At 61.7% G+C, this 19,257-nt stretch carries 19 protein-coding genes; 10 read left to right on the top strand and 9 right to left on the bottom strand.

Annotation, left to right across the window (positions count from 1 at the left end):
- Window positions 1–118: 118 nt before the first annotated feature.
- Window positions 119–1,423, bottom strand: coding sequence for a protein kinase (locus tag ACLBW8_RS04335; protein ID WP_447804669.1), 1,305 nt, complete (start codon window positions 1,421–1,423; stop codon window positions 119–121).
- A 39-nt stretch (window positions 1,424–1,462) separates the two neighbouring features.
- Entirely contained in the window at window positions 1,463–2,557 is a 1,095-nt protein-coding gene (zapE, locus tag ACLBW8_RS04340; RefSeq protein WP_447804670.1) for a cell division protein ZapE, read from the bottom strand.
- Window positions 2,558–2,772: 215 nt separating this feature from the next.
- On the opposite strand from zapE, the gene ACLBW8_RS04345 reads away from it, so the two are divergent.
- The 7 genes from ACLBW8_RS04345 to ACLBW8_RS04375 are packed head-to-tail and all read left to right on the top strand — an operon-like array spanning window position 2,773 to window position 9,124.
- Window positions 2,773–3,273, top strand: coding sequence for a Csu type fimbrial protein (locus ACLBW8_RS04345; RefSeq protein ID WP_447805014.1), 501 nt, complete (start codon window positions 2,773–2,775; stop codon window positions 3,271–3,273).
- Window positions 3,267–3,809 (top strand): Csu type fimbrial protein, encoded by a 543-nt coding sequence (locus ACLBW8_RS04350; protein ID WP_064452991.1) that lies wholly within the window; start codon window positions 3,267–3,269, stop codon window positions 3,807–3,809. The genes ACLBW8_RS04345 and ACLBW8_RS04350 overlap by 7 nt, the downstream gene beginning before the upstream one ends.
- An 18-nt stretch (window positions 3,810–3,827) precedes the next feature.
- Window positions 3,828–4,361 (top strand): Csu type fimbrial protein, encoded by a 534-nt coding sequence (locus ACLBW8_RS04355; RefSeq protein WP_447804671.1) that lies wholly within the window; start codon window positions 3,828–3,830, stop codon window positions 4,359–4,361.
- Window positions 4,362–4,366: 5 nt separating this feature from the next.
- Window positions 4,367–4,864, top strand: coding sequence for a Csu type fimbrial protein (locus tag ACLBW8_RS04360; RefSeq protein WP_447804672.1), 498 nt, complete (start codon window positions 4,367–4,369; stop codon window positions 4,862–4,864).
- Window positions 4,865–4,891: 27 nt separating this feature from the next.
- Entirely contained in the window at window positions 4,892–5,677 is a 786-nt protein-coding gene (locus ACLBW8_RS04365) for a fimbrial biogenesis chaperone (protein WP_447804673.1), read from the top strand.
- Window positions 5,678–5,718: 41 nt separating this feature from the next.
- Window positions 5,719–8,112, top strand: coding sequence for a fimbria/pilus outer membrane usher protein (locus ACLBW8_RS04370; protein WP_447804674.1), 2,394 nt, complete (start codon window positions 5,719–5,721; stop codon window positions 8,110–8,112).
- Window positions 8,113–8,134: 22 nt separating this feature from the next.
- On the top strand, window positions 8,135–9,124 hold the full coding sequence (locus ACLBW8_RS04375; RefSeq protein ID WP_447805015.1) for a Csu type fimbrial protein: 990 nt from the start codon (window positions 8,135–8,137) through the stop codon (window positions 9,122–9,124).
- Here the strand turns inward: ACLBW8_RS04375 and ACLBW8_RS04380 are convergent.
- Window positions 9,121–9,858, bottom strand: a complete 738-nt coding sequence (locus tag ACLBW8_RS04380; RefSeq protein ID WP_064452986.1) for an anti-sigma factor family protein — start codon at window positions 9,856–9,858, stop codon at window positions 9,121–9,123. The genes ACLBW8_RS04375 and ACLBW8_RS04380 overlap by 4 nt on opposite strands.
- On the bottom strand, window positions 9,855–10,361 hold the full coding sequence (locus tag ACLBW8_RS04385) for a sigma-70 family RNA polymerase sigma factor (protein ID WP_064452985.1): 507 nt from the start codon (window positions 10,359–10,361) through the stop codon (window positions 9,855–9,857). The genes ACLBW8_RS04380 and ACLBW8_RS04385 overlap by 4 nt, the downstream gene beginning before the upstream one ends.
- Before the next feature lie 168 nt (window positions 10,362–10,529).
- Between ACLBW8_RS04385 and ACLBW8_RS04390 the strand changes: the two genes are divergently transcribed.
- Together ACLBW8_RS04390 and ACLBW8_RS04395 are read left to right on the top strand one after the other, a co-directional pair.
- A complete protein-coding gene (locus tag ACLBW8_RS04390) occupies window positions 10,530–11,612 on the top strand; it encodes a catalase family peroxidase (RefSeq protein ID WP_447804675.1) in 1,083 nt (360 codons plus the stop codon).
- Complete coding sequence (locus tag ACLBW8_RS04395) at window positions 11,609–12,148, top strand: cytochrome b (RefSeq protein WP_064452983.1); 540 nt, start codon at window positions 11,609–11,611, stop codon at window positions 12,146–12,148. Before ACLBW8_RS04390 ends, ACLBW8_RS04395 begins: the two co-directional genes overlap by 4 nt.
- A 17-nt stretch (window positions 12,149–12,165) precedes the next feature.
- On the opposite strand, the gene ACLBW8_RS04400 is transcribed toward ACLBW8_RS04395, so the two are convergent.
- Both ACLBW8_RS04400 and ACLBW8_RS04405 read right to left on the bottom strand, forming a co-directional pair.
- A complete protein-coding gene (locus ACLBW8_RS04400) occupies window positions 12,166–13,317 on the bottom strand; it encodes a M14 family metallopeptidase (protein WP_064452982.1) in 1,152 nt (383 codons plus the stop codon).
- Window positions 13,318–13,781: 464 nt separating this feature from the next.
- Complete coding sequence (locus ACLBW8_RS04405) at window positions 13,782–14,132, bottom strand: DUF6124 family protein (RefSeq protein ID WP_447804676.1); 351 nt, start codon at window positions 14,130–14,132, stop codon at window positions 13,782–13,784.
- Between the two features lie 130 nt (window positions 14,133–14,262).
- Between ACLBW8_RS04405 and ACLBW8_RS04410 the strand changes: the two genes are divergently transcribed.
- The gene (locus tag ACLBW8_RS04410) at window positions 14,263–14,898 is read left to right on the top strand and encodes a LexA family protein (protein ID WP_447804677.1); all 636 of its coding nucleotides are present in this window, start codon (window positions 14,263–14,265) and stop codon (window positions 14,896–14,898) included.
- Here ACLBW8_RS04410 and ACLBW8_RS04415 read toward each other — a convergent pair.
- From ACLBW8_RS04415 to ACLBW8_RS04425, 3 genes are read right to left on the bottom strand one after another with little or no spacing between them, the layout of a single operon-like run.
- Entirely contained in the window at window positions 14,895–16,820 is a 1,926-nt protein-coding gene (locus ACLBW8_RS04415) for an acetyl/propionyl/methylcrotonyl-CoA carboxylase subunit alpha (protein WP_447804678.1), read from the bottom strand. The genes ACLBW8_RS04410 and ACLBW8_RS04415 overlap by 4 nt on opposite strands.
- On the bottom strand, window positions 16,817–17,623 hold the full coding sequence (locus ACLBW8_RS04420; protein WP_447804679.1) for a gamma-carboxygeranoyl-CoA hydratase: 807 nt from the start codon (window positions 17,621–17,623) through the stop codon (window positions 16,817–16,819). Before ACLBW8_RS04420 ends, ACLBW8_RS04415 begins: the two co-directional genes overlap by 4 nt.
- A 14-nt stretch (window positions 17,624–17,637) precedes the next feature.
- Window positions 17,638–19,245, bottom strand: a complete 1,608-nt coding sequence (locus ACLBW8_RS04425; protein ID WP_064452977.1) for a carboxyl transferase domain-containing protein — start codon at window positions 19,243–19,245, stop codon at window positions 17,638–17,640.
- Window positions 19,246–19,257 lie beyond the last annotated feature (12 nt).

A 19,257-nucleotide genomic window follows, 5' to 3' on the forward strand; every position in this document is an offset into this window, starting at 1 on the left:
TAGCTGAATACATGCAGTAAAAATGTGGGAGCGGGCTTGCTCGCGAATGCAGTGTGTCAGTCGCCAGATCAGCTGACTGACACGCCGCATTCGCGAGCATGCCCGCTCCCACATTGGTTTAGTGGTTTGGCAGAGACCTCAGCAGCGCTTCGATTTCTTCGAAGCCCGGTCGCGCTAACACATCCGGCTGGCAGCATCGTTTCTGCAGGTCTACCAGTCCCTCGTCGTTGAACTCAGTCTCGATCCGCTCCAACAACTCCCCAAGCAACACCCCAAACGCGCGCACTTCGATGCGCTGCAACGCTCTGGTTTCCAAGGTGTCCGCCGTGGCATGGAACGACGCCGCGCCAAAGTCCCCGAGCAAGCAATCGCCTGCTGCATTCCACAGAATATTGTGGCCGTACAAATCGCCATGGGTGATGCCGTGCCGGTGCAAGTGCGCCGCCACCGAGGCGATGCCACGCGCCATGCGCAAGGCCACATCGACGCTGAAGCGAGTCGTGGGCTCGTAGATATCGCGCGTGCAGGACGCCAGGCTCGGCAATGCCGCGAGGTTGCGGTAGCTCGGGTCGATCAGGTCCATGACCAGCGCGGCTTGATTATCAGGGTGACCTTTGATGCGGCCTTCTACCTTGATCAGGTTGGGGTGCAACCCGGCAGCGATGCAGGCCTGCATTTCATGCAGCGGTGAACCGTCGCTGGTGATCGTGCCTTTGTACAGTTTTACCGCGACAGGCAAGGCTTGCGGCTTCCACAACGCTTTACGAATGATCCCCGAGGCGCCTTCGCCCAGCACTTCGCCCAGGTCCAGTTCTGACCAGGGAATGTTCGGCGTCACGTCATCAGCGGCCACGTCCACTGCCATTTCCACCGGGTTACCGGCATAGGCCAGCCACGTCAGACTCGGCAGCGCCAGCAGCCATTCCGGCAGTTGGGTCAGACGGTTGGAGGCGATGCGGATCAGCTCCAGGTTTTTGCAGTTGGCCAGGCTCTCCGGCAGGTGCGCCAGATGGTTGCCGGCCAGCATCAGTTTTTGCAGCAACGGCCGCTCGCCCAATTCGCTGGGCAGTTGGCTGATGCAGTTGTCGGTGAGGATCAGCCAGCGCAATTGCGCCGGCAGCGCGGCGGCGGGTACATGGCTGATCTGGTTGGCCTTGAAGCCGATCATGCTCAACTTGGCGCACTGGCCCAGGCATTCGGGTAGTTCGGTAAAGGCGTTGTCCGAGCAGAACAGCACCCGCAAGTGCGACAGGCGATGCAGGTCGTCCGGCAGGCTGCTCAGGGCGTTACCCGTGAGGTTGAGGATTTCCAGGGTGTCGGCCAGCTCGAAGATTTCTTGCGGGAATTCGGTCAGCCCGCAGGCCAGGTCCAGGCGCTTGGTACCGGCCAATTGGCCAGTCTTGAGTTGGTCGAGGGTATTCATGAACGGCGCGGTCACTCGGCAATAGGGTGTAAAAGGCGCTCATGATACCGGGTCGGGCGCACGTTGCGGGCAGACGGTTTGCAATTGGTTCAGGCGGCTGGCGGTGCGGGCGAGGTCGATGGCCTGGCCTTCCAGAGATTCGGTCAACGGCTGTTGGCCGATCAGGGTCAGGCGTTTGTCCTGGTCGTAGAGCACGTCTACCAGGTTGATAAAACGCTGCTGCACAGCGATTGGACACTCTGCCAGTTGCGGCAGGCCATCGATAACCCAGTGGTCGAAGTCCGCGCATAGCAGCAGGTAGTCCATGACCGCCGTGAGCTGTTCGCACAGGTCGTTGAAGGTGAACACGATGGTGCGCGCCTGATGGCTGCGGCACACGAGCTGCCGGTTGCCGACCGTCAGGGCGTGTGCCGGGCCTTGCGTGGCGGGCAACCCGAGCGCTTCACGCTGGGCGACGGTACCCGGCCATACATACTGGCCGCCGGTAAAACGCTGCTCGGCATGGGCCTGGGGCAGGCTGCGAAAGTCCTGGGGTGAACTGACTTCCAGCACCTCCATACGCGCCGCGATCAGGTCAATTACCGGCTTGAACCGCTCGTGGTACAGCGGATTGGGCAGCAACCCTTCGGGCGCATAGTTGGAGGTCACCAGCACCAGCACGCCGCGCTGGAACAAGGCCTTGAACAACCGACTGATGAGCATGGCATCGCCGATGTCGTGGACGTGGAATTCGTCGAAACACAACACCCGGCAACCCGCCAGCAGCTCATTCAGGGTGGCGGCCAGGGCGTCGTCATGCTCACGGTGCTTGAACATGCCCCGGTGCAGGCGGGCAAAAAAAGTGTGGAAGTGCACGCGCTGTTTTTCGGCAATCGGCAGCGCCTGGAAAAAGCCATCCAGCAGCCAGCTTTTGCCACGCCCCACGGGGCCATACAGGTAAAGGCTACGGGTGGGCTGCCCGGCGAGCAGGTGCTGGGTCTCGCGGGCGAGGGCGGTGATTGCCCGGGTTTGGCCGGCACTGAGGATATAGCCCTGCTGCTCGGCCTTTTTCTGAAAAAACCTCGGGATCGGGGACGCGTCCGGGGTATCTGTTTTTTTACCGAGCAGACGCTGAATCAAGGAAAGCACAGCCAATGCGGTTCACTCTGTATTTCTGTGGTCCCTTACTTTAGGGCGCCCGCCGTGATTTGACCAATAGAGAACGGCGCCGCCAGCTATCTCGAAAAAGCATGGCGGGCGGGTAAACCCGAGCGAACTGGCGGTTTATCGTTAAATGACTAATCTCATACACAGTTGTCACCCCTGTATAAGGAATTGGGGCTGTGAAGGGACGAGCAGTACTGGCAGTAATGGGCGCCATGCTCTGTAACACGTTGTACGCTGCACAACTTCAGGTTGAGGTGCGCATCGACGTGCAGCGAGGTTGCCAGCTGGTGGGAACCACCCGCAGTGCTGGCATCGAGCAACTTGGCGTACTGGATTTCGGCAGCGGCCCGCGTCTGGACGACCCGGCCGGTCCCCTGAGTGCGGCCCTGATCAGCCAGCGCCAGCCGCGTCTGGAATGCAACCCTGATACACCTTATCAAGTGCGCGTGGATGGTGGCCTGCATGGCGGCACCGGCGAAGTGCGCTACCTGACCAGCGCCACGTCTTCCACCCAACCGATTCCCTATCGTCTCTACGCCGACGCCGCGCGGCGTATCCCCTTGCCCGTGAATGAGCCACTGAGCGGCCGCGTGCCGGATTCCGGCAGCGTCGATCTGCCGTTGTATGGCCGCATTGAATCGCTCAAGGACATTCCTGCCGTCGGTCGCTACAGCGACCTGCTCAAGGTCACGGTCACATGGTAAGCCGGGGCTGGGCCCTTGTGGCGATGGGCGGCCTGTTGCTGCTGGCCGACGACGTCCAGGCGGCTGTCAGCGGGCAGATCCACGCACGCCTGGTGATCACTGCCAGTTGCCAGGTGAGCAAAGGCATTGAGAGCGCACCGGTCAGCCCTTCGGGCGGCGGCGCATTGCTCGACTTCGGCAGCCAGGGCCCGACGTGGAGCAACCCGTTGGGCGCCGCTGTGACTGACGGCGCCAGTGCGCCGCTGTCGGTGTCGTGCAACCCGTCGGTGGTCAGCAGCTTCACGGTGACGATTGACGGTGGCGCCCACGGTGACGGCACCACGCGACGCCTGAGCAACGGGCGCCAGACCATTGCATATCGGCTGTCCGCTGATGCGCGGGGCCAAAGCGCCTACAGCATCGGCCAACAACGCAATTTCGTCGTGACCAAGGGCACGCAAGTACCGATCCCGGTATTCGGCTCGGTGGTGGCGAATACCAGGGCCCTACCGGCCGGCATCTACACAGACACCCTGACGGTGACTCTGGATTGGTAAACCATGAGGATGAACATCATGCATGCACTCGTATCGAAAGCAGTTTTTCCATTGATGGCGCTGGTGTGGGTGTCGGGCGCGCAGGCGGCCACCGTGGCCGGCACCGTGAGCGCGACCCTGGTGCTGACCAGCAGTTGCCAGGTCAATGGCGCGGCGGCGACCGGCGGGATGAGCTTCGGTAACTTGAACTTCGGTACGGCCAATAGCCTGTTCACCGAAGCCGACGGCCAGGTGTTGGGCGGTGGCGGCGGGGCGTTGTCGATTCTGTGCTCGGCAGGTACTTCACCGACGTTGACGGTGTCTGCCGGTGCCAATGACGGCAAGTCCACAGGCGGTGCGCGGGCCCTGTATGACGGCGTCGCCAATTACGTGCCCTACGATCTCTATACCGACAGTGGTCATTCGAATTTGCTGGCAATCGGTGGGGTGATCAACCTGGCGCCCAGTACCGGTGTGGCTCAAGCCGTGAATATTTACGGCAAGGCCAATGGTAAGGCGGGACTGCCGGCCGGTACTTACACCGACACGGTTAACGTGACCCTGACGTTCTGAGTGCCATGAGCCGGGCCGCGTGGGCGTTGGTGGTGTGCATCGGCTGGGGAATGCCGGTCTCACTGCAGGCGGTGACGAGCCAGTCGTTCCAGGTCAGCGCGACCATCACCCCCGGCTGCCTGGTGGTCGGGGGCGGCACTAATTACGGCAGCCTGGCGTTCGGCACGTATTCGGCACTGGCAACCAGCACGGCGTCCGTCGCGCTGACCGGCGGCGTGACCCTGCAATGTACGCCGGGGGTTGCGCTGAGCATGACGGTTGATGGCGGTTTGCATAACAACAGCGGCCGCCGCATGCAGCTCACTAGCGGCAGTGCTCAGGTGGCCTATCAGCTGTTTCGGGACGCGGCCTTCAGCCAGAGCCTTGGGATCAGCCAAAGCGTCAGCGTGGCCTACAGCAATGCCGCGAGTATCACCTTGCCAATTTATGGGCGAGTGCAGTTACCGGGTAATCAGCCTGGGGGGACGTACAGCGACACGTTGCAGGTGCAACTGTCGTGGTAAAGCGATTGGCAATGAGGAGTAAGACCTATGTATGCAGCTTCCCGGCACTGGTGGGCAGCAGGTTTGAGCGGGTTTTTGGCGTTAGCGGCGGGGCAGGCCCAGGCGGCCAGTTCGGTGCTGATCTGGCCGATTGATCCGGTGTTGGAGGCCGATCAACAGGCCAGCGCACTGTGGCTGGAAAATCGCGGCACAGAGACCGCCAACCTGCAAATCCGCGTGTTTGCCTGGTCCCAGAGCGGCTTCGATGAGCAGTACCAGAACCAGCGCGACGTGATTGGCAGCCCGCCGGTGGCGAAAATCGAACCGGGCCAGAAGCAATTGGTGCGCTTGACCCGTACCAAACAAGTGCCACCGGGCCAGGAGCTGGCCTATCGCATCATCATCGATGAGATCCCCTCGGCCAACCCTGCGCCGGCCCCTGCGGATGGCAAGACCGCCGCCGCGATCCGCTTCCAGATGCGTTATTCGGTGCCCTTGTTCGCCTATGGCCCAGGCCTTTGGAGCAAGGTTGACGGTACGCGCGATCGCGACCCCAAGAGCGCCGGCAAACCTGACTTGAGCTGGAAGAAAGTCACGGTGGGCGGGCGCAACTACGTCGAAATGCGCAACCAGGGCGCCGTTCACGCGCGCTTGACCGATGCCACATTCAAGCAGGGCGGCCAACCTCGTCCGCTGGTGGAAGGCTTGATGGGGTATGTACTGCCGGGTGCGACCATGCGCTGGCCAGTGCCGGATGGACTGCCGGCCGATCAGCCGCTGCAGGTACGAGTCAATGGTGCAACGCAATTGGAGAGCCTTGCGCCGGGGCGGTAAAGCAGTGTGGTAGGGCACGGAATAGCCCTTGATGTTAACGGATGGAGACGTCCATTGATGGACACAAAGCCTTGGTGAGCCACGATCGGGCTCGATGTCTATGGCGATCGGTGTGGGTGGTGAGTGGCCTCTGCGGGCTGGTGCTTGCGCCGCCGGGCGCTGCCGCGCCGTTGCCGCCCCCTCCCAGCAGTATGGAGGCTGTTGCCGATGCACAGTTATTCCTGGAACTGGTGGTCAACCAGAGGGACACCGGCCGCGTGGTCGCCGTCAATCAGCGCGCCGGGCAGCTGTTTTTGCCGGCGTCGGTGTTGCAGGAAGTCGGCATGAAACTGCCGGGTGAGGTCCCCGCCGAGGTGGCGCTGGAAAATCTGCCAGGCCTGCACACCGATTACGACAGCCAGGGCCAGCGCCTGATGCTCACGGTGCCACCTGCCTGGTTGCCGGAGCAGTTTATCGGCAGTCGTGACAATTACCCGCGTACCCAGGCGCTGACCAGTTTCGGGGCGTTGCTCAACTACGACGCCTACCTCAACGATACGGATGACGCGGGCACCTATCTCGGCATCTTCAACGAAGTCAGGCTGTTCGATACCTGGGGCACCTTGTCCAATACCGGCCAGTACCGCACCACTATTGGCCGGGAGACCGTTGGCAGCAGTCTGGACAATGGCTATCGGCGTTATGACACTACCTGGCGATTCTCCGACGATGAACGCCTGTTGACCTATGAAGCGGGCGACGTCATCAGCGGTGCCTTGCCCTGGAGCACCTCGGTGCGCTTGGGCGGGGTGCAAGTGTCGCGGGACTTTGCAGTGCGCCCGGACCTGGTCACCTACCCCTTGCCGCAGTTTGCCGGGGAGGCGGCTGTGCCGTCGTCGGTGGACCTGTTTATCAATGGTTATAAGTCCAGCAGCGCCGATCTGCAGCCTGGCCCCTACACCCTCACCAACGTGCCGTTTATCAACGGCGCCGGGGAGGCGGTGGTGGTCACCACTGATACGCTGGGTCGGCAGGTCTCAACCACGGTGCCGTTCTATGTCACCAGCACCCTGTTGCAAAAGGGCTTGTCAGACTTCTCGGTGGCGGCCGGTAACCTGCGCCGCGATTACACCGTGCGCGATTTCGGCTACGGCCCCGGCGTGGCCAGCGGCACCTTTCGTTACGGGCTGTCGGACGCGTTTACCCTGGAAAGCCACGCCGAAGCCTCCAATGACCTGACCCTGGGCGGTGTGGGCGGCAACCTTCGCGTCGGCAACTTCGGCGTGCTCAACACGGCTATCAGCCAAAGCCAGTATGACGGCCGGACAGGCCAGCAACTGAGCCTGGGCTACCAATACAGCAACCAGCGTTACAGCCTGTCGTATCAGCGCGTGGAGCGGCGCGATCAATATGCTGACCTGAGCCTGATCGACACCCCCTACGCCAGCCTCAGCAAGCGCAGCCAGCAGGCGACGTTGAGCCTTAACCTCAACGAGTTCGGCAGCCTGGGCGTGGGCTATTTTGATGTGCAGGCGGCCGACAACTCTCGCACCCGCCTGGTGAACATGACCTGGAGCAAGTCGCTGTGGCGCAACAGCAGTTTCTACCTGTCCGCCAACCATGAAGTCGGTGACAGCAGCTGGGCGGTGCAGGCCCAAGTGGTGGTGCCCTTCGACGTCTACGGCAGTCTCAGCCTGGGTACTGAGCGCAGTAAAACCGGGCAAAGCCAGCAGCGGGTCAATTACAGCCGTGCGGTACCTGCCGAGGGTGGCGTGGGCTTCAACCTGGGTTACGCCAGCGGCGATGGGCCGGCCTATCGTCAGGCTGACCTGACGTGGCGCCTGCAGTCGGTGCAGTTGCAGGCGGGTGTGTATGGCAGCAGCGATGCGCAAACCCGTTGGGCGGACGCTACCGGGTCGCTGGTGTGGATGGACAACCAAGTGTTCGCCGCCAACCGCGTCAACGATGCGTTTGTGGTGGTGAGTACGGATGGCGTGGGTGGCGTGCCGGTGCGCTACGAAAATCAGGTCGTGGGCGAAACCGATCGCAACGGCCACCTGTTGGTGCCGTGGACCAGTGCCTACTACCGCGCCAAATACGAGATCGACCCGCTGAACCTGCCGGCCAACGTGCAAGTGCCGAATGTGGAGCAACGGGTTGCCGTGCGCCGGGGCAGCGGCTACTTGCTTGAGTTTCCGGTGCGTCGGGTGCTCGCGGCGAGCATCACGCTGGTCGATGCCCAGCATCAGGATTTGCCCCTGGGCAGCCAGGTACGCCATGAACAAAGCGGTGCACTGGCGGTGGTGGGTTGGGACGGCCTGGTGTACCTGGAAAACCTGGTGGCCCATAACACCTTGCAAGTCACGGTGGGCGACGGCCAGACCTGCCAGGCAACGTTCGAACTGGATACCACGCAAGAGCAGGTGCCGCTGATCGGGCCACTGGTGTGCCAATGACATAAGGAGTGTGCGAGTGCGAGTGAGGGTCAAGGAATGGCTGGTGGTGTGGCTGCTATTGGCGAGCCTGGGTGTGTCGGCGCAGGTGCAGGCCGTGTGTTCGGTGGTCGCCACCGTGCCAGCCAGCTTTGGCACGACGGTAAGTTCGATGACTGTGCGCACCACGTCCCAGCCCAGCTCAACGACCAACGCCGGCTTGAGCTGTACCCCGGCGGTGCTGTCGGTATTGGCTTCCAGCGACCATTTCTACGCGACCGTTACCGGTTCGTCGCAGGGCGGTTTAGTTGGGCCGACCGGTGATGTCATCAGCTATACCATCTACGCCAACAACACCGCGTCGTTTCCGATGACTCGCGGTACCGCGTTCGATTTTGGCGGCAGTGGCGGCATTGCCGCGTCCCTGGGGCTGGTGTTTGGGCCCGGCACAAAAACCGTTCCGCTGTACTTCGCTACCACCGTTGGCAGCAACGTGGCGGCGGGTGTGTACAGCGAGACGCTGAGCATTTTCTGGAACTGGAACTATTGCTCGGGCATTGGCATTGGCGGGATCTGCCTGGGCCGCGAGATCAACAGCGGAACGACCACGCTGAACGTCAGCATGACTGTGGTCAATGACTGCCAGATCACCACGCCGCCGATCGCATTCGGCAGTGCCCCGGTGGTCAGTGCCTTCGCCACGGTCACCGGGCAGGCCAGCATTGCCTGCACCAAGGGCAGTGCCTACACCGTAGGGCTCAGCGATGGGCAGAACCCGCTCAGTGTGGGCGGCCGTCGGCAGATGGTTTCTGGCAGTAAGTTTCTCGCCTATGACATTTTCCAGGGAGCGGGCTCCACCCGCTGGGGTAGCGTGGGCGCAGCGCGGCGGGCCAGCGCCTCGGCAGAGATCAACCCGGGCAACGGCTTGGGCACCGGCAGTCAGGTATTCAACTACAACGCGAAAATCTACACCGACCAGGCCACACCGCCGGGTGGCACCTACCTCGACAACGTGGTGCTGGACGTGGGCTTCTAGAACTTCAGCATCTGCGTGGCGGGCTGATCCACCGGGCTGACCATCGCATAGTTGTACCCGGCGCCGGACCAGTATTCGGCTTGCAAGCCATCGGCGCTGCGGCTGCCACGGGGCAGGAAGCCGTTGTCCGGGCCCGGCGGGCGGATATAGAAGCTGATGCGGCGACCTGTCGGGTCTTCGTACAGCACCATGGCTGCCGCGCCTTGGTCCGTGGTGAGCAGGCGCCCGCTCACCGGTTTGAAACCGGATTGGCTCAAGTCCGGCAGGCGATGCGCCTGGTTGAAATAACGGTCCAGCCACGCCTGCATGGTGCCGCCATCCTGCGTCTTGTAGTCGGCGGGCATGATGCCGTCCTGGGCAAACAGGCGGTAAGCCTGCATGGCATCGGCCATCGGCAACATCGGCGGTTGAGTGGCTTCGCGGGCATGCCATCCCCCCACGCCACCGAGGCTGACGGCGATCAGCAACACGGCTGCGGTGGCGAAGTGGCGACGGGACTGGTGCTTGATGCGTAGGCGAATCAGTGCCGGATCCAGGTCGGGGTTGGCCGGTTGTTGCAAGGCCCCGCTCAATGACGCACGCAGCAGGTGCGCATCCTGCTGCCAGGCCTGTACCTGAGCGGCGATGTCGGGGTGCGCCGCCAAGTAGGTTTCAAGCACGCGACGGTCGCTCTCCAACAGTTGGTGGTCGACGTAGGCATGCAAATCGCGTTCGCTGGGGGGCAGGCTGATCATTTGAGTATCCGCAGGGAAGGGCTGGCAATTTCGCCATCGCTGAGTTGACGCAAGGCTTGGCGCGCCCGGGACAGGCGCGACATGACGGTGCCCACAGGCACCTCCAGGATATTGGCAACTTCCTTGTAGCTTAAGCCTTCGACCGACACCCACAGCAGCAGAGCGCGTTGTTCGGTGTTGAGTCGGTCGAAGGCTTGCAGGGTCGATTGGGCCATCACCGTGCGCTCCACCGAGGGCTGTGCGTCGTCACGGCCGGTGAAGAATTCGAGCATGCGCGCATAGCGCCGACTGCGGCGGTGGGTGTCGAGGAACTGTCGGTAGAGGATCGAGAACAGCCAGGCGCGAAGGTCGCCTTCGAGGCGTTTATCGGCCCAACTGATGATCGCCCGTTCCAGGGTCGACTGCACCAGATCGTCTGCGCTGCTGGCGTTACGCGTCAGTGACACGGCAAAACGCCGCATTCTGGGGATGAGTTCACGTAACTGTTCGTCGAGTTCATGCATGGGGGTCTGGCTGGTCGCTACGCTGGGACTAGAGAGACGTCCGGCGTTGAGGGTTATTCCCGGTTCCGAAAAATAAACCCGGAACCCGGGAATAGAGCTGATCGGCGTTCGTCTTAATGCTCCGACCTTATGTTTCAACCCTTAGGCCTCTGGCCCTGGAGTCAGTTCATGGTAGATCACTCATCACCGCCCCGTCCTCCCTTGAGTACCGCGAGCCTGATCGCGCGGCTCGCCGGTATCGGTGCTGTGGTTGCAGTTGTTGCTGGGGCGTTTGCCTACGTCAACGGCACGCTTGACCCACAGCGCCTGCGCCCCAAAACCCTGGTCAATGCTCTGGAAGCCAATAACGGTTTGCACCCGGGCTTCCGACGCAATCATGCCAAAGGCGTGTGCGTGGCCGGTTACTTCGAGAGCAGCGCCGACGCGCGTGCTTACTCCAGTGCGCAGGTGTTCAGCGCGGCTAAAACCCCGGTGATTGGTCGATTTGCCTTGCCCAGCAGCAACCCCTATGCGCCGGACAGCAGTGTGCCGATTCGCAGCTTTGCGCTGCAATTCAGCCAGGCCAATGGCCAGCAATGGCGCACGGGGATGAACAGCATGCCGGTGTTCCCGGTGGGCACGCCTGAGGCGTTCTACCAGATGCTCAAGGCCGGCGCCCCAGACCCGGCGACCGGCAAGCCGAACCCGGCGAGTATGCCGGCGTTTTTTGCCGCGCACCCGGAAACCGCGCCGTTCCTGGCATGGGTAAAGACCGCCAAGCCATCGGCGAGTTACGCGACTGAAACCTACAACGGCATCAATGCGTTTTATCTGGTGAGCGCCGACGGCAAGCGCCAGGCGGTGCGTTGGGGGGTAGTGCCGCAGAGCCAGGATGCGGCGGGTGATACCGCGCCCTCGGGCAGCGATTTCCTGGAAAAAGACCTGGTGCAGCGCCTGACGTCGGGCCCGCTGCGCTGGCAGTTGAACATGACGCTGGCCAACCCCGGTGACCCGCTGGACGATGCGAGTAAACCCTGGGTGGGCGAACACAAGGTGCTCAACGCCGGAACCCTGGTGCTGCAAAGCAGCCAGCCGCAAGCGGAGGGTGATTGCCGCGATATCAACTTTGACCCGCTGATTTTGCCCAGTGGTATCCAAGCCTCCAACGACCCGCTGCTGGCAGCACGTTCGGCTGCCTATGCCAGTTCGTACCTGCGCCGCGCCGGTGAAGTCAGCCCCTTGCACAGCGCCCCCCTGGAGTCGAAGCCATGAATGTTCAACCACGGTTTTTCGCGCCGCTGGCCCGTCTGCTGCATTGGCTGATGGCACTGATGGTCATCGCCATGTTGTTTATCGGCGCGGGTATGGCCGCGTCGGTGTCGGAGCGCCATGAGTGGCTGATTCATCTGCACAAGCCGCTGGGTATCGCGATCTTGGCGTTGGTGATCGTACGGTTGGTGGTGCGCTTTTCCACACGGCAACCGCCGCTTCCGGCCGATTTGCCATTGTGGCAAGTGCTCGCCGCCAAGGCCTCGCACGTAGTGCTGTACGGATTGATGCTGGTGTTGCCGCTGCTGGGGTGGGCGATGATTTCCGCGGCCGGTGACCCGGTGATGCTCAGCAGTTCGGTGCAACTGCCGGCGCTGGTGGGGGCCAACGCGCCGTTGTTTGCGCTGTTGCGCAAAGCTCATGGCTATCTCGCCTATCTGTTGTTCCTGACGGTGCTGTTACACCTCGCGGCGGCCCTGTTCCATGGGCTGATTCGTCGCGACGGCGTGCTGCAAAGCATGACCGGCACCAAGGACTGATGCCGGGGGCAGGGCGGTTAGCGTAGCGCCGTGACGATTTCGGCCACGGTGCTCAATACGTCCTTGCCCAGCTGTTTGGAGCGTTCACCTGACCAACCGGTTTTCGGGTTGGGCGCGTCGTCGTTGTCCTTGAAGGGCATCTCCAGGGTCAGTGACAGGCAGTCATACCTTTCACCGACCGCATTACAGGCCAGCGTCATGTTGGCCTCGCCCGGCAGGTCACGGGTGTAACCGTGGGTGGTCTGGAAGTCGCGGGTAAGGGCGCTCAAGTGGCTGCGGAAGTGTTTTTCCAACGCTTCGATACGCGGGGTGTAACCGGGGTTGCCTTCGCAGCCGGCGGTGAACACGTAGGGGATTTCCTCGTCGCCGTGGATATCGAGGAACAGGTCGACGCCGTATTTTTCCATCTGCTGCTGGGCGAACAGCACTTCCGGGCTGATCTCCTGGCTGGCGTTCTGCCAGGCACGATTCAGGTCCTGGCCCATGGCGTTGGTGCGCAAGTGGCCATGGAAGGCGCCGTCAGGGTTCATGTTCGGAATAAGGTACAGGTCGGCGACAGACAGGAGTTTTTTCAGCTCAGTGTCACCGTCCTGTTGCAGTCGCTCGATGATCCCTTCCATGAACCATTCGGCCATGTGTTCGCCGGGGTGTTGCTGGGCGATGATCCAGACATTACGCCGGCCCTCGCCACCTTTGCCGCGGCGCAGCAGTTGGATGTCGCGACCTTCTGCACTTTTGCCGGTGGCGAGCAATTGGGTGCCGGCGCGGTTCAAAGCCTGCCCGATCAGCCAGTCATGACGTTTACGGCTGTAGGGTTCAAAGTAGGCGATCCAGGCGTGTTTCTCGCGGGTTTCCAAACTGATGTGCAGCGTTTCGCCATCAAAGCGCGTGGGCACGCGGAACCAGTTGATGTGGTCGTAGGACGCCACGGCGTTGTAGCCGCTCCAGGCGTTTTTGTAGGAGGACTGGCTGGCGTTACTCAAGCGAAAGGTATGGGTGTGACCCACGTGCATACCTTCGGCCTTGAAGTGGAACCATTGGAAATGCGCGCTGCGGGTATCGGGTTTGATCGCCAGCAACAGCTGGTAAGCGTCGCTGGCATCCAGGACCTGGATGTTGCCGCTGTCGAAGTCGGTGCTGATCTTGATGGAGGTCAAGGCCACGGTCATAGTCTGGGCTGCCTGAGTATGATTGTTGTGGCGGATATCTTACACAGGAGTCAGGCAAAATCTTGATGCAAAATTGTTGCATGGGGAGGGGGCGTCATCCTTGACGCAACAGCAGCTTAGAATCTATGAGATTGATTCTCAAGCGCTATTTCGCAAAGATCCGGGCTAGAGCGTTCGTTCGGCTTGGTTTTGGGGATGGTCTTTTGCTACCATGCGCACCATTCAGCAACACACAGTCTTCATTAGCCTGAAGCCATGCCAGGGAAACTGGCAAAAAAAAGACCCGGCCAAAGAGCCGGGTCAAAAACCGTGATTAGCCTGATGAGGAGATATTCCAAGAGTCCGACCTAAGGTCCCTTGGTCTATCGACTGATCTCGCGATCAGCTGGGTCCAATAGTAATCATTATCATTTGCAAGTCAAATGTTTTTATCCATCCGATAGAAATATTTCCCTTCGCGACCGTCATGTGTTGGCCTGAGTGGCAGGCACGTGCAACGTCTGCTCCACCATCGCTTTCGCCATATCAATCAAATACACCACCGAAAACGCCAGGTCCCGCTGATTGCCTTTACGGCTGCTTGCCGATTCATAGGCTGCTGCTGCCGCACTGCGTAACAGGTCCGAAGCGTGCACCAGCGCATCCTCATGGCTGATGCCAGGCTTGATGTCGAAAAACGTGGCGTCCGTGATCGGCGCCGACACATCCTCTTTCAAGTAATAGTCGAGTGCGCGCTTGGCGGCGCCGCTGTTGCACATGAGCAACAGTTCGTCGTTTTCAGCCGCGTCAGGCTGGTGATTTGGGCTGGTCGTCATGAGGGCGGGTACTCTGAGTGAATGTCGAAAACCTGCACCTGATATTAATACGAATCGTATTTATGTCATTTGATGGATTACTACAAACTGTTTATTGTCGTGGCGAATACGCAACGTATCGTCACGCCTCATGGATAACTGGATAGCGTTGGTCAAAACCAACATGAAAGACCGCAAGGTCACGCAGGACGAGCTGGCCGAACGCTTGGGCATGTCCCAGGGCGGCGTTGGGCATTGGCTCAACAAACGTCGTGTGCCGAGCCTGGCGGACATGAACCGGGTACTTGCCGAGTTAGGGCTGGGCGATCTGGAAGTGGCGCTGGAAATTCGCGAGAGAGCCCATGAAGCGCCGGCGTTGGAAAAACATTACAACCCGTATTTTCGCTACCCGGTCAGCGACTGGAAGGGCGTCTGTGAAGTTCGTGAAGAACGCCCGACCTACGGCGCTGCGCGATTCGAATTGACCGATTACCACGCCCGCGGTGAAGCCTTCTGGCTGCCTGTGACAGGAGACGCCATGACCGCCCCCAGCGGACTGAGCATCGGTGCAGGCATGATGATTCTGGTGGACCCGGCCATCGATGCCGAACCCGGTAAACTGGTGGTCGCTCAATGGGCCGACAGCACCCAGGCGACCTTTCGCCAGTTAATGGAAGAGAGCGGCCAGCTTTACCTGGTACCGCTCAACCCGACTTACCCCAAATTACGCTTCACTGACGATTGCCGAATTCTTGGGGTCGTCGTGCAAGCCACTGCGAAGTTTTAGTCCGCTGCTTCGAGTTCCACCAAGGCACTGCCTTCGGCAACCATTTCGCCTTCCTGGCAGAACAGCGCCTTGACCACGCCGGTTTGCGGCGCGCGGATGCTGTGCTCCATCTTCATCGCCTCCAGTACCACCAGTTGGGTCCCGGCTTCCACGGTTTGCCCGACCTCCACCAGCACGCGCACGATGCTGCCGTTCATCGGCGCGGTGAGGCCACCCTGATGAGATTGGTTGGCCTCGACCGCCGCAATCGGGTCAAACAGGCTGACTGCGTGCATCTCACCGTTCCAGCGCAGGTACACGGTGTCTTCGTTGCGCACCGCCAGATGAGCGCGGCGTACGCCGTTGTGTTCGGTCCATAACTGTTCACCTTGCAACTGCGGCGGGCTCTGGCACAGCCTTACCAGATGATCCTGCCCATTGCAGCTCAGGTGCAGCGAAACATCGGCCGGTAATCCCGTGCGAAACCCGCGCGTATCCGCCCAAGGACCGTCACCGGCCGGCAAACTCTGCATAAATGCCGAGCCCGCTGCCTGCCAGAATTCATCACTCAAGGCGCCGGCCACGGGCAGTAGCTGGTCCTGATAGCGCGGAATAAAACCGGTATCCAATTCAGCTGCCGCAAACGCCGGGTGGCCGATGATGCGCCGTAAGAAGCCGAGGTTGGTCTTGAGCCCGCCCACGGCGAACTCATCCAGCATGCTCAACAAGCGCAGACGCGCCTGTTCACGGTCTTCACCCCAGGCAATCAGTTTGCCGAGCATCGGGTCGTAGAACGGTGAAACGCTGTCGCCTTGTTCGACGCCGCTGTCCACGCGGCGGCCCGGTCCCGGCGCAGATTCGCGGTACAGCGTAAGGTGCCCGGTGGCCGGCAGGAAATCATTGGCCGGGTCCTCGGCATACAAGCGCACTTCAATCGCATGCCCCATCAACGGCACCTGCGCTTGAGTGATCGGCAGTGGCTCACCCTGGGCGACACGAATCTGCCAGGCCACCAGGTCGAGGCCGGTAATCGCCTCAGTCACCGGATGCTCCACTTGCAGCCGCGTGTTCATCTCCATAAAGAAAAATTCGCCACGCGAGTCCAGCAAAAACTCCACCGTGCCTGCGCCCACGTAGCCGATCGCCTGGGCGGCGCGCACGGCGGCTTCGCCCATGGCTTTGCGCTGTGCAACACTCAGGCCCGGCGCCGGTGCTTCTTCCACCACCTTTTGGTGACGACGCTGAATCGAGCAGTCGCGTTCATTGAGGTACAGGCAGTGGCCGTGCTGGTCGGCAAACACCTGGATTTCCACATGGCGCGGCTTGAGCAGGTATTTTTCCACCAGCATCTGCCCGTTGCCGAAGGATGAAAGCGCTTCCCGCTGGGCCGACGCCAAGGCTTCGGCCAGTTGGCTGACCTCCTCGACCACCTTCATGCCTTTGCCGCCGCCCCCGGCCGTAGCCTTGAGCAACACCGGATAACCGATACGCTCACAGGCATCACGAAAGGTTTCCAGGTCCTGAGCGTCCCCGTGATAACCCGGCACCAGAGGCACGCCGGCCTTTTCCATCAACGCCTTGGCTGCCGATTTGCTGCCCATGGCGTCAATGGCGGAGGCGGGCGGGCCGAGGAAGATCAAACCCGCCGCCTCAATTGCACGGGCAAATCCGGCATTTTCTGACAGGAAACCATACCCCGGATGAATCGCCTGGGCGCCGCTGGCCTGTGCGGCGGCGATCAGCTTGTCGATTTGCAGGTAGCTGTCGGTGGCCTTGCTGCCACCCAGGTCGACACGAATATCCGCTTCGCGGCTATGGCGCGCATCGCGGTCCGTGGCGCTGTGCACGGCCACGGTGGTCAGCCCCATGGCCTTGGCCGTGCGCATCACTCGGCAAGCAATTTCGCCGCGGTTGGCCACCAGTACAGTGGTCAGTGTGCTCATGAACGGGGCTCCTGGGCTTGCCAACTGGGCGAGCGTTTTTGCAGGAAGGACCGCAACCCTTCTTGGCCCTCGGCGCTGACGCGAATCCGCGCAATGGCGTTTTCGCAGTAACGACGCAGGGCCGGGGTGAGTGCGCCGTTGCCCACCTCACGCAACAAATCCTTGCTGGCGCGCATGGCGGCCGGGCTGTTAAGCAGTAGATTGGCGACCCATTGTTCTACGTGCTGGTCCAGTTCGGCCACCGGGTAACTTTCCGCCAACAAACCGATATCCCGTGCCTGCTGGCCGCCAAAACGCTCGGCCGTCAGGGTATAGCGCCGCGCCGCACGCTCGCCGATGGCCTGCACCACGAACGGGCTGATCACCGCCGGTGCCAGGCCGATGCGCACTTCCGACAGGCAGAACTGGGCGTCATCGGCCCCAATCGCCATGTCGCAGCAGCTGATCAAGCCCAGTGCGCCACCGTAGGCCGCACCTTGTACCACCGCCAGCGTCGGGATTTTCAGCTTGGCTAGGTTGTACATCAGTTCGGCCAGCTCGCGGGCGTCGTCCAGGTTGGTGTGGTAGTCCAGCTCGGCAGATTGTTGCATCCAGGCCAGGTCAGCACCGGCGCTGAAGTGCTTGCCGCGTCCGCGCAGCACCAAAAAACGCAGGGATGAATCACCCTGCACCTGGTCGAGGGCGATGATCAGTTCGCGGATCATCTCGGCGTTGAACGCGTTGTTCTTGGCTTCACGGCTGAGCCACAGGGTGGCAAAGCCACGGCTGTCGGTGATCAGTTCGAGGGTGTTGAAATCGCTCATGGGTACAGCTCCATTTACATGCGGAACACGCCGAAGCGGCTCGGCTCGATGGGGGCATTCAGCGAAGCGGACAAGGCCAGCGCCAGCACGTCGCGGGTCTGCAACGGGTCAATCACACCGTCATCCCACAGGCGCGCGCTGGAGTAGTAGGGGTGGCCCTGGGTTTCATACTGGTCGAGGATCGGCTGCTTGATGGCGGCTTCTTCCTCGGCGCTGAAACCGACGCCAGCGCGTTCGGCCTGTTCACGCTTGACCTGGACCAATACGCCGGCCGCTTGTTCGGCACCCATTACGCCGATGCGCGCGTTTGGCCACATCCACAGAAACCGCGGGTCGTAGGCGCGCCCGCACATGCCATAGTTCCCGGCACCAAAGCTGCCGCCGATGATCACCGTAAACTTCGGCACCTTGGCGCAGGCCACTGCGGTGACCAGCTTGGCGCCATGCTTGGCGATGCCGCCGGCTTCGTACTTTTGGCCGACCATAAAGCCGGTGATGTTCTGCAGGAACAGCAGGGGAATCCCGCGCTGGCAGGCCAGTTCGATAAAGTGCGCGCCTTTTTGTGCCGCTTCGGCAAACAGAATCCCGTTATTGGCGAGGATCGCAATCGGGTAGCCGTGAAGGTGGGCAAAGCCGCACACCAAGGTGGTGCCGAACAGCGCCTTGAACTCATCGAACACCGAGCCATCCACCAGGCGCGCGATGACTTCGCGCACATCAAACGGCTGCTTGGCGTCGGCCGGGATCACGCCGTAAAGCTCTTCGCTGCTGTACAGCGGCGCCACCGGCGTGCGTTGCAGTAACTCACCCTGTTTGCGCCAGTTAAGGTTGGCCACGCTGCGCCGTGCAAGGGCCAGGGCGTGTTCATCACTGTCGGCATAATGGTCGGCTACGCCGGAGATCTTGCAGTGCACATCGGCACCGCCCAGGTCTTCGGCGCTGACCACTTCGCCAGTCGCCGCTTTTACCAGTGGCGGCCCGGCGAGGAATATCGTGGCTTGCTGGCGCACCATGATCGCTTCGTCGGCCATCGCCGGCACATACGCGCCGCCGGCGGTGCACGAGCCCATCACCACTGCGATCTGCGGGATGCCCTGGGCACTCATGTTGGCTTGGTTGAAGAAGATGCGTCCGAAGTGTTCGCGGTCGGGGAACACCTCGTCCTGGCGGGGCAGGTTGGCGCCGCCGGAATCCACCAGGTAGATGCACGGCAGGCGGTTTTGCTCGGCGATGGTCTGGGCGCGCAGGTGTTTTTTTACTGTGAGCGGGTAGTACGAACCGCCTTTTACCGTGGCGTCGTTGGCGACGATCATGCATTCGACGCCTTCCACGCGGCCGATCCCGGCGATCACGCCGGCGGCGGGTACGTCTTCGCCATACACCTGATGGGCAGCCAGTTGGCTGAGTTCGAGGAACGGCGAGCCAGCATCGAGCAAACGGTTGATTCGCTCGCGAGGTAGCAGCTTGCCGCGTGAAGTGTGCCGCTCCTGGGCTTTTGCGCCGCCGCCTTGTTGCACGTGGGCGAGCAGCGTGTGCAGGGCGTCGACCTGGTGGCGCATCGCCGCGCTGTTGGCGGCAAATTCCGCCGAGCGCGGGTTGAGCTGGGTGTGCAAGGTGGCCATGGGCGCGCTCCG

The sequence above is a fragment of the Pseudomonas sp. M5A4_2d genome (assembly GCF_053345295.1).

Bases quoted from the DNA above. Each gene is read 5' to 3' on its own strand.
- ACLBW8_RS04335 (WP_447804669.1), bottom strand. From the start codon at position 1,423: ATGAATACCCTCGACCAACTCAAGACTGGCCAATTGGCCGGTACCAAG.
- ACLBW8_RS04425 (WP_064452977.1), bottom strand. From the start codon at position 19,245: ATGGCCACCTTGCACACCCAGCTCAACCCGCGCTCGGCGGAATTTGCC.
- ACLBW8_RS04415 (WP_447804678.1), bottom strand. From the start codon at position 16,820: ATGAGCACACTGACCACTGTACTGGTGGCCAACCGCGGCGAAATTGCT.
- ACLBW8_RS04420 (WP_447804679.1), bottom strand. From the start codon at position 17,623: ATGAGCGATTTCAACACCCTCGAACTGATCACCGACAGCCGTGGCTTT.
- ACLBW8_RS04360 (WP_447804672.1), top strand. From the start codon at position 4,367: ATGAGCCGGGCCGCGTGGGCGTTGGTGGTGTGCATCGGCTGGGGAATG.
- ACLBW8_RS04345 (WP_447805014.1), top strand. From the start codon at position 2,773: ATGGGCGCCATGCTCTGTAACACGTTGTACGCTGCACAACTTCAGGTT.
- ACLBW8_RS04410 (WP_447804677.1), top strand. From the start codon at position 14,263: ATGGATAACTGGATAGCGTTGGTCAAAACCAACATGAAAGACCGCAAG.
- ACLBW8_RS04365 (WP_447804673.1), top strand. From the start codon at position 4,892: ATGTATGCAGCTTCCCGGCACTGGTGGGCAGCAGGTTTGAGCGGGTTT.
- ACLBW8_RS04370 (WP_447804674.1), top strand. From the start codon at position 5,719: ATGGAGACGTCCATTGATGGACACAAAGCCTTGGTGAGCCACGATCGG.
- ACLBW8_RS04380 (WP_064452986.1), bottom strand. From the start codon at position 9,858: ATGATCAGCCTGCCCCCCAGCGAACGCGATTTGCATGCCTACGTCGAC.
- ACLBW8_RS04355 (WP_447804671.1), top strand. From the start codon at position 3,828: ATGCATGCACTCGTATCGAAAGCAGTTTTTCCATTGATGGCGCTGGTG.
- ACLBW8_RS04390 (WP_447804675.1), top strand. From the start codon at position 10,530: ATGGTAGATCACTCATCACCGCCCCGTCCTCCCTTGAGTACCGCGAGC.
- ACLBW8_RS04405 (WP_447804676.1), bottom strand. From the start codon at position 14,132: ATGACGACCAGCCCAAATCACCAGCCTGACGCGGCTGAAAACGACGAA.
- ACLBW8_RS04350 (WP_064452991.1), top strand. From the start codon at position 3,267: ATGGTAAGCCGGGGCTGGGCCCTTGTGGCGATGGGCGGCCTGTTGCTG.
- ACLBW8_RS04395 (WP_064452983.1), top strand. From the start codon at position 11,609: ATGAATGTTCAACCACGGTTTTTCGCGCCGCTGGCCCGTCTGCTGCAT.
- ACLBW8_RS04400 (WP_064452982.1), bottom strand. From the start codon at position 13,317: ATGACCGTGGCCTTGACCTCCATCAAGATCAGCACCGACTTCGACAGC.
- ACLBW8_RS04385 (WP_064452985.1), bottom strand. From the start codon at position 10,361: ATGCATGAACTCGACGAACAGTTACGTGAACTCATCCCCAGAATGCGG.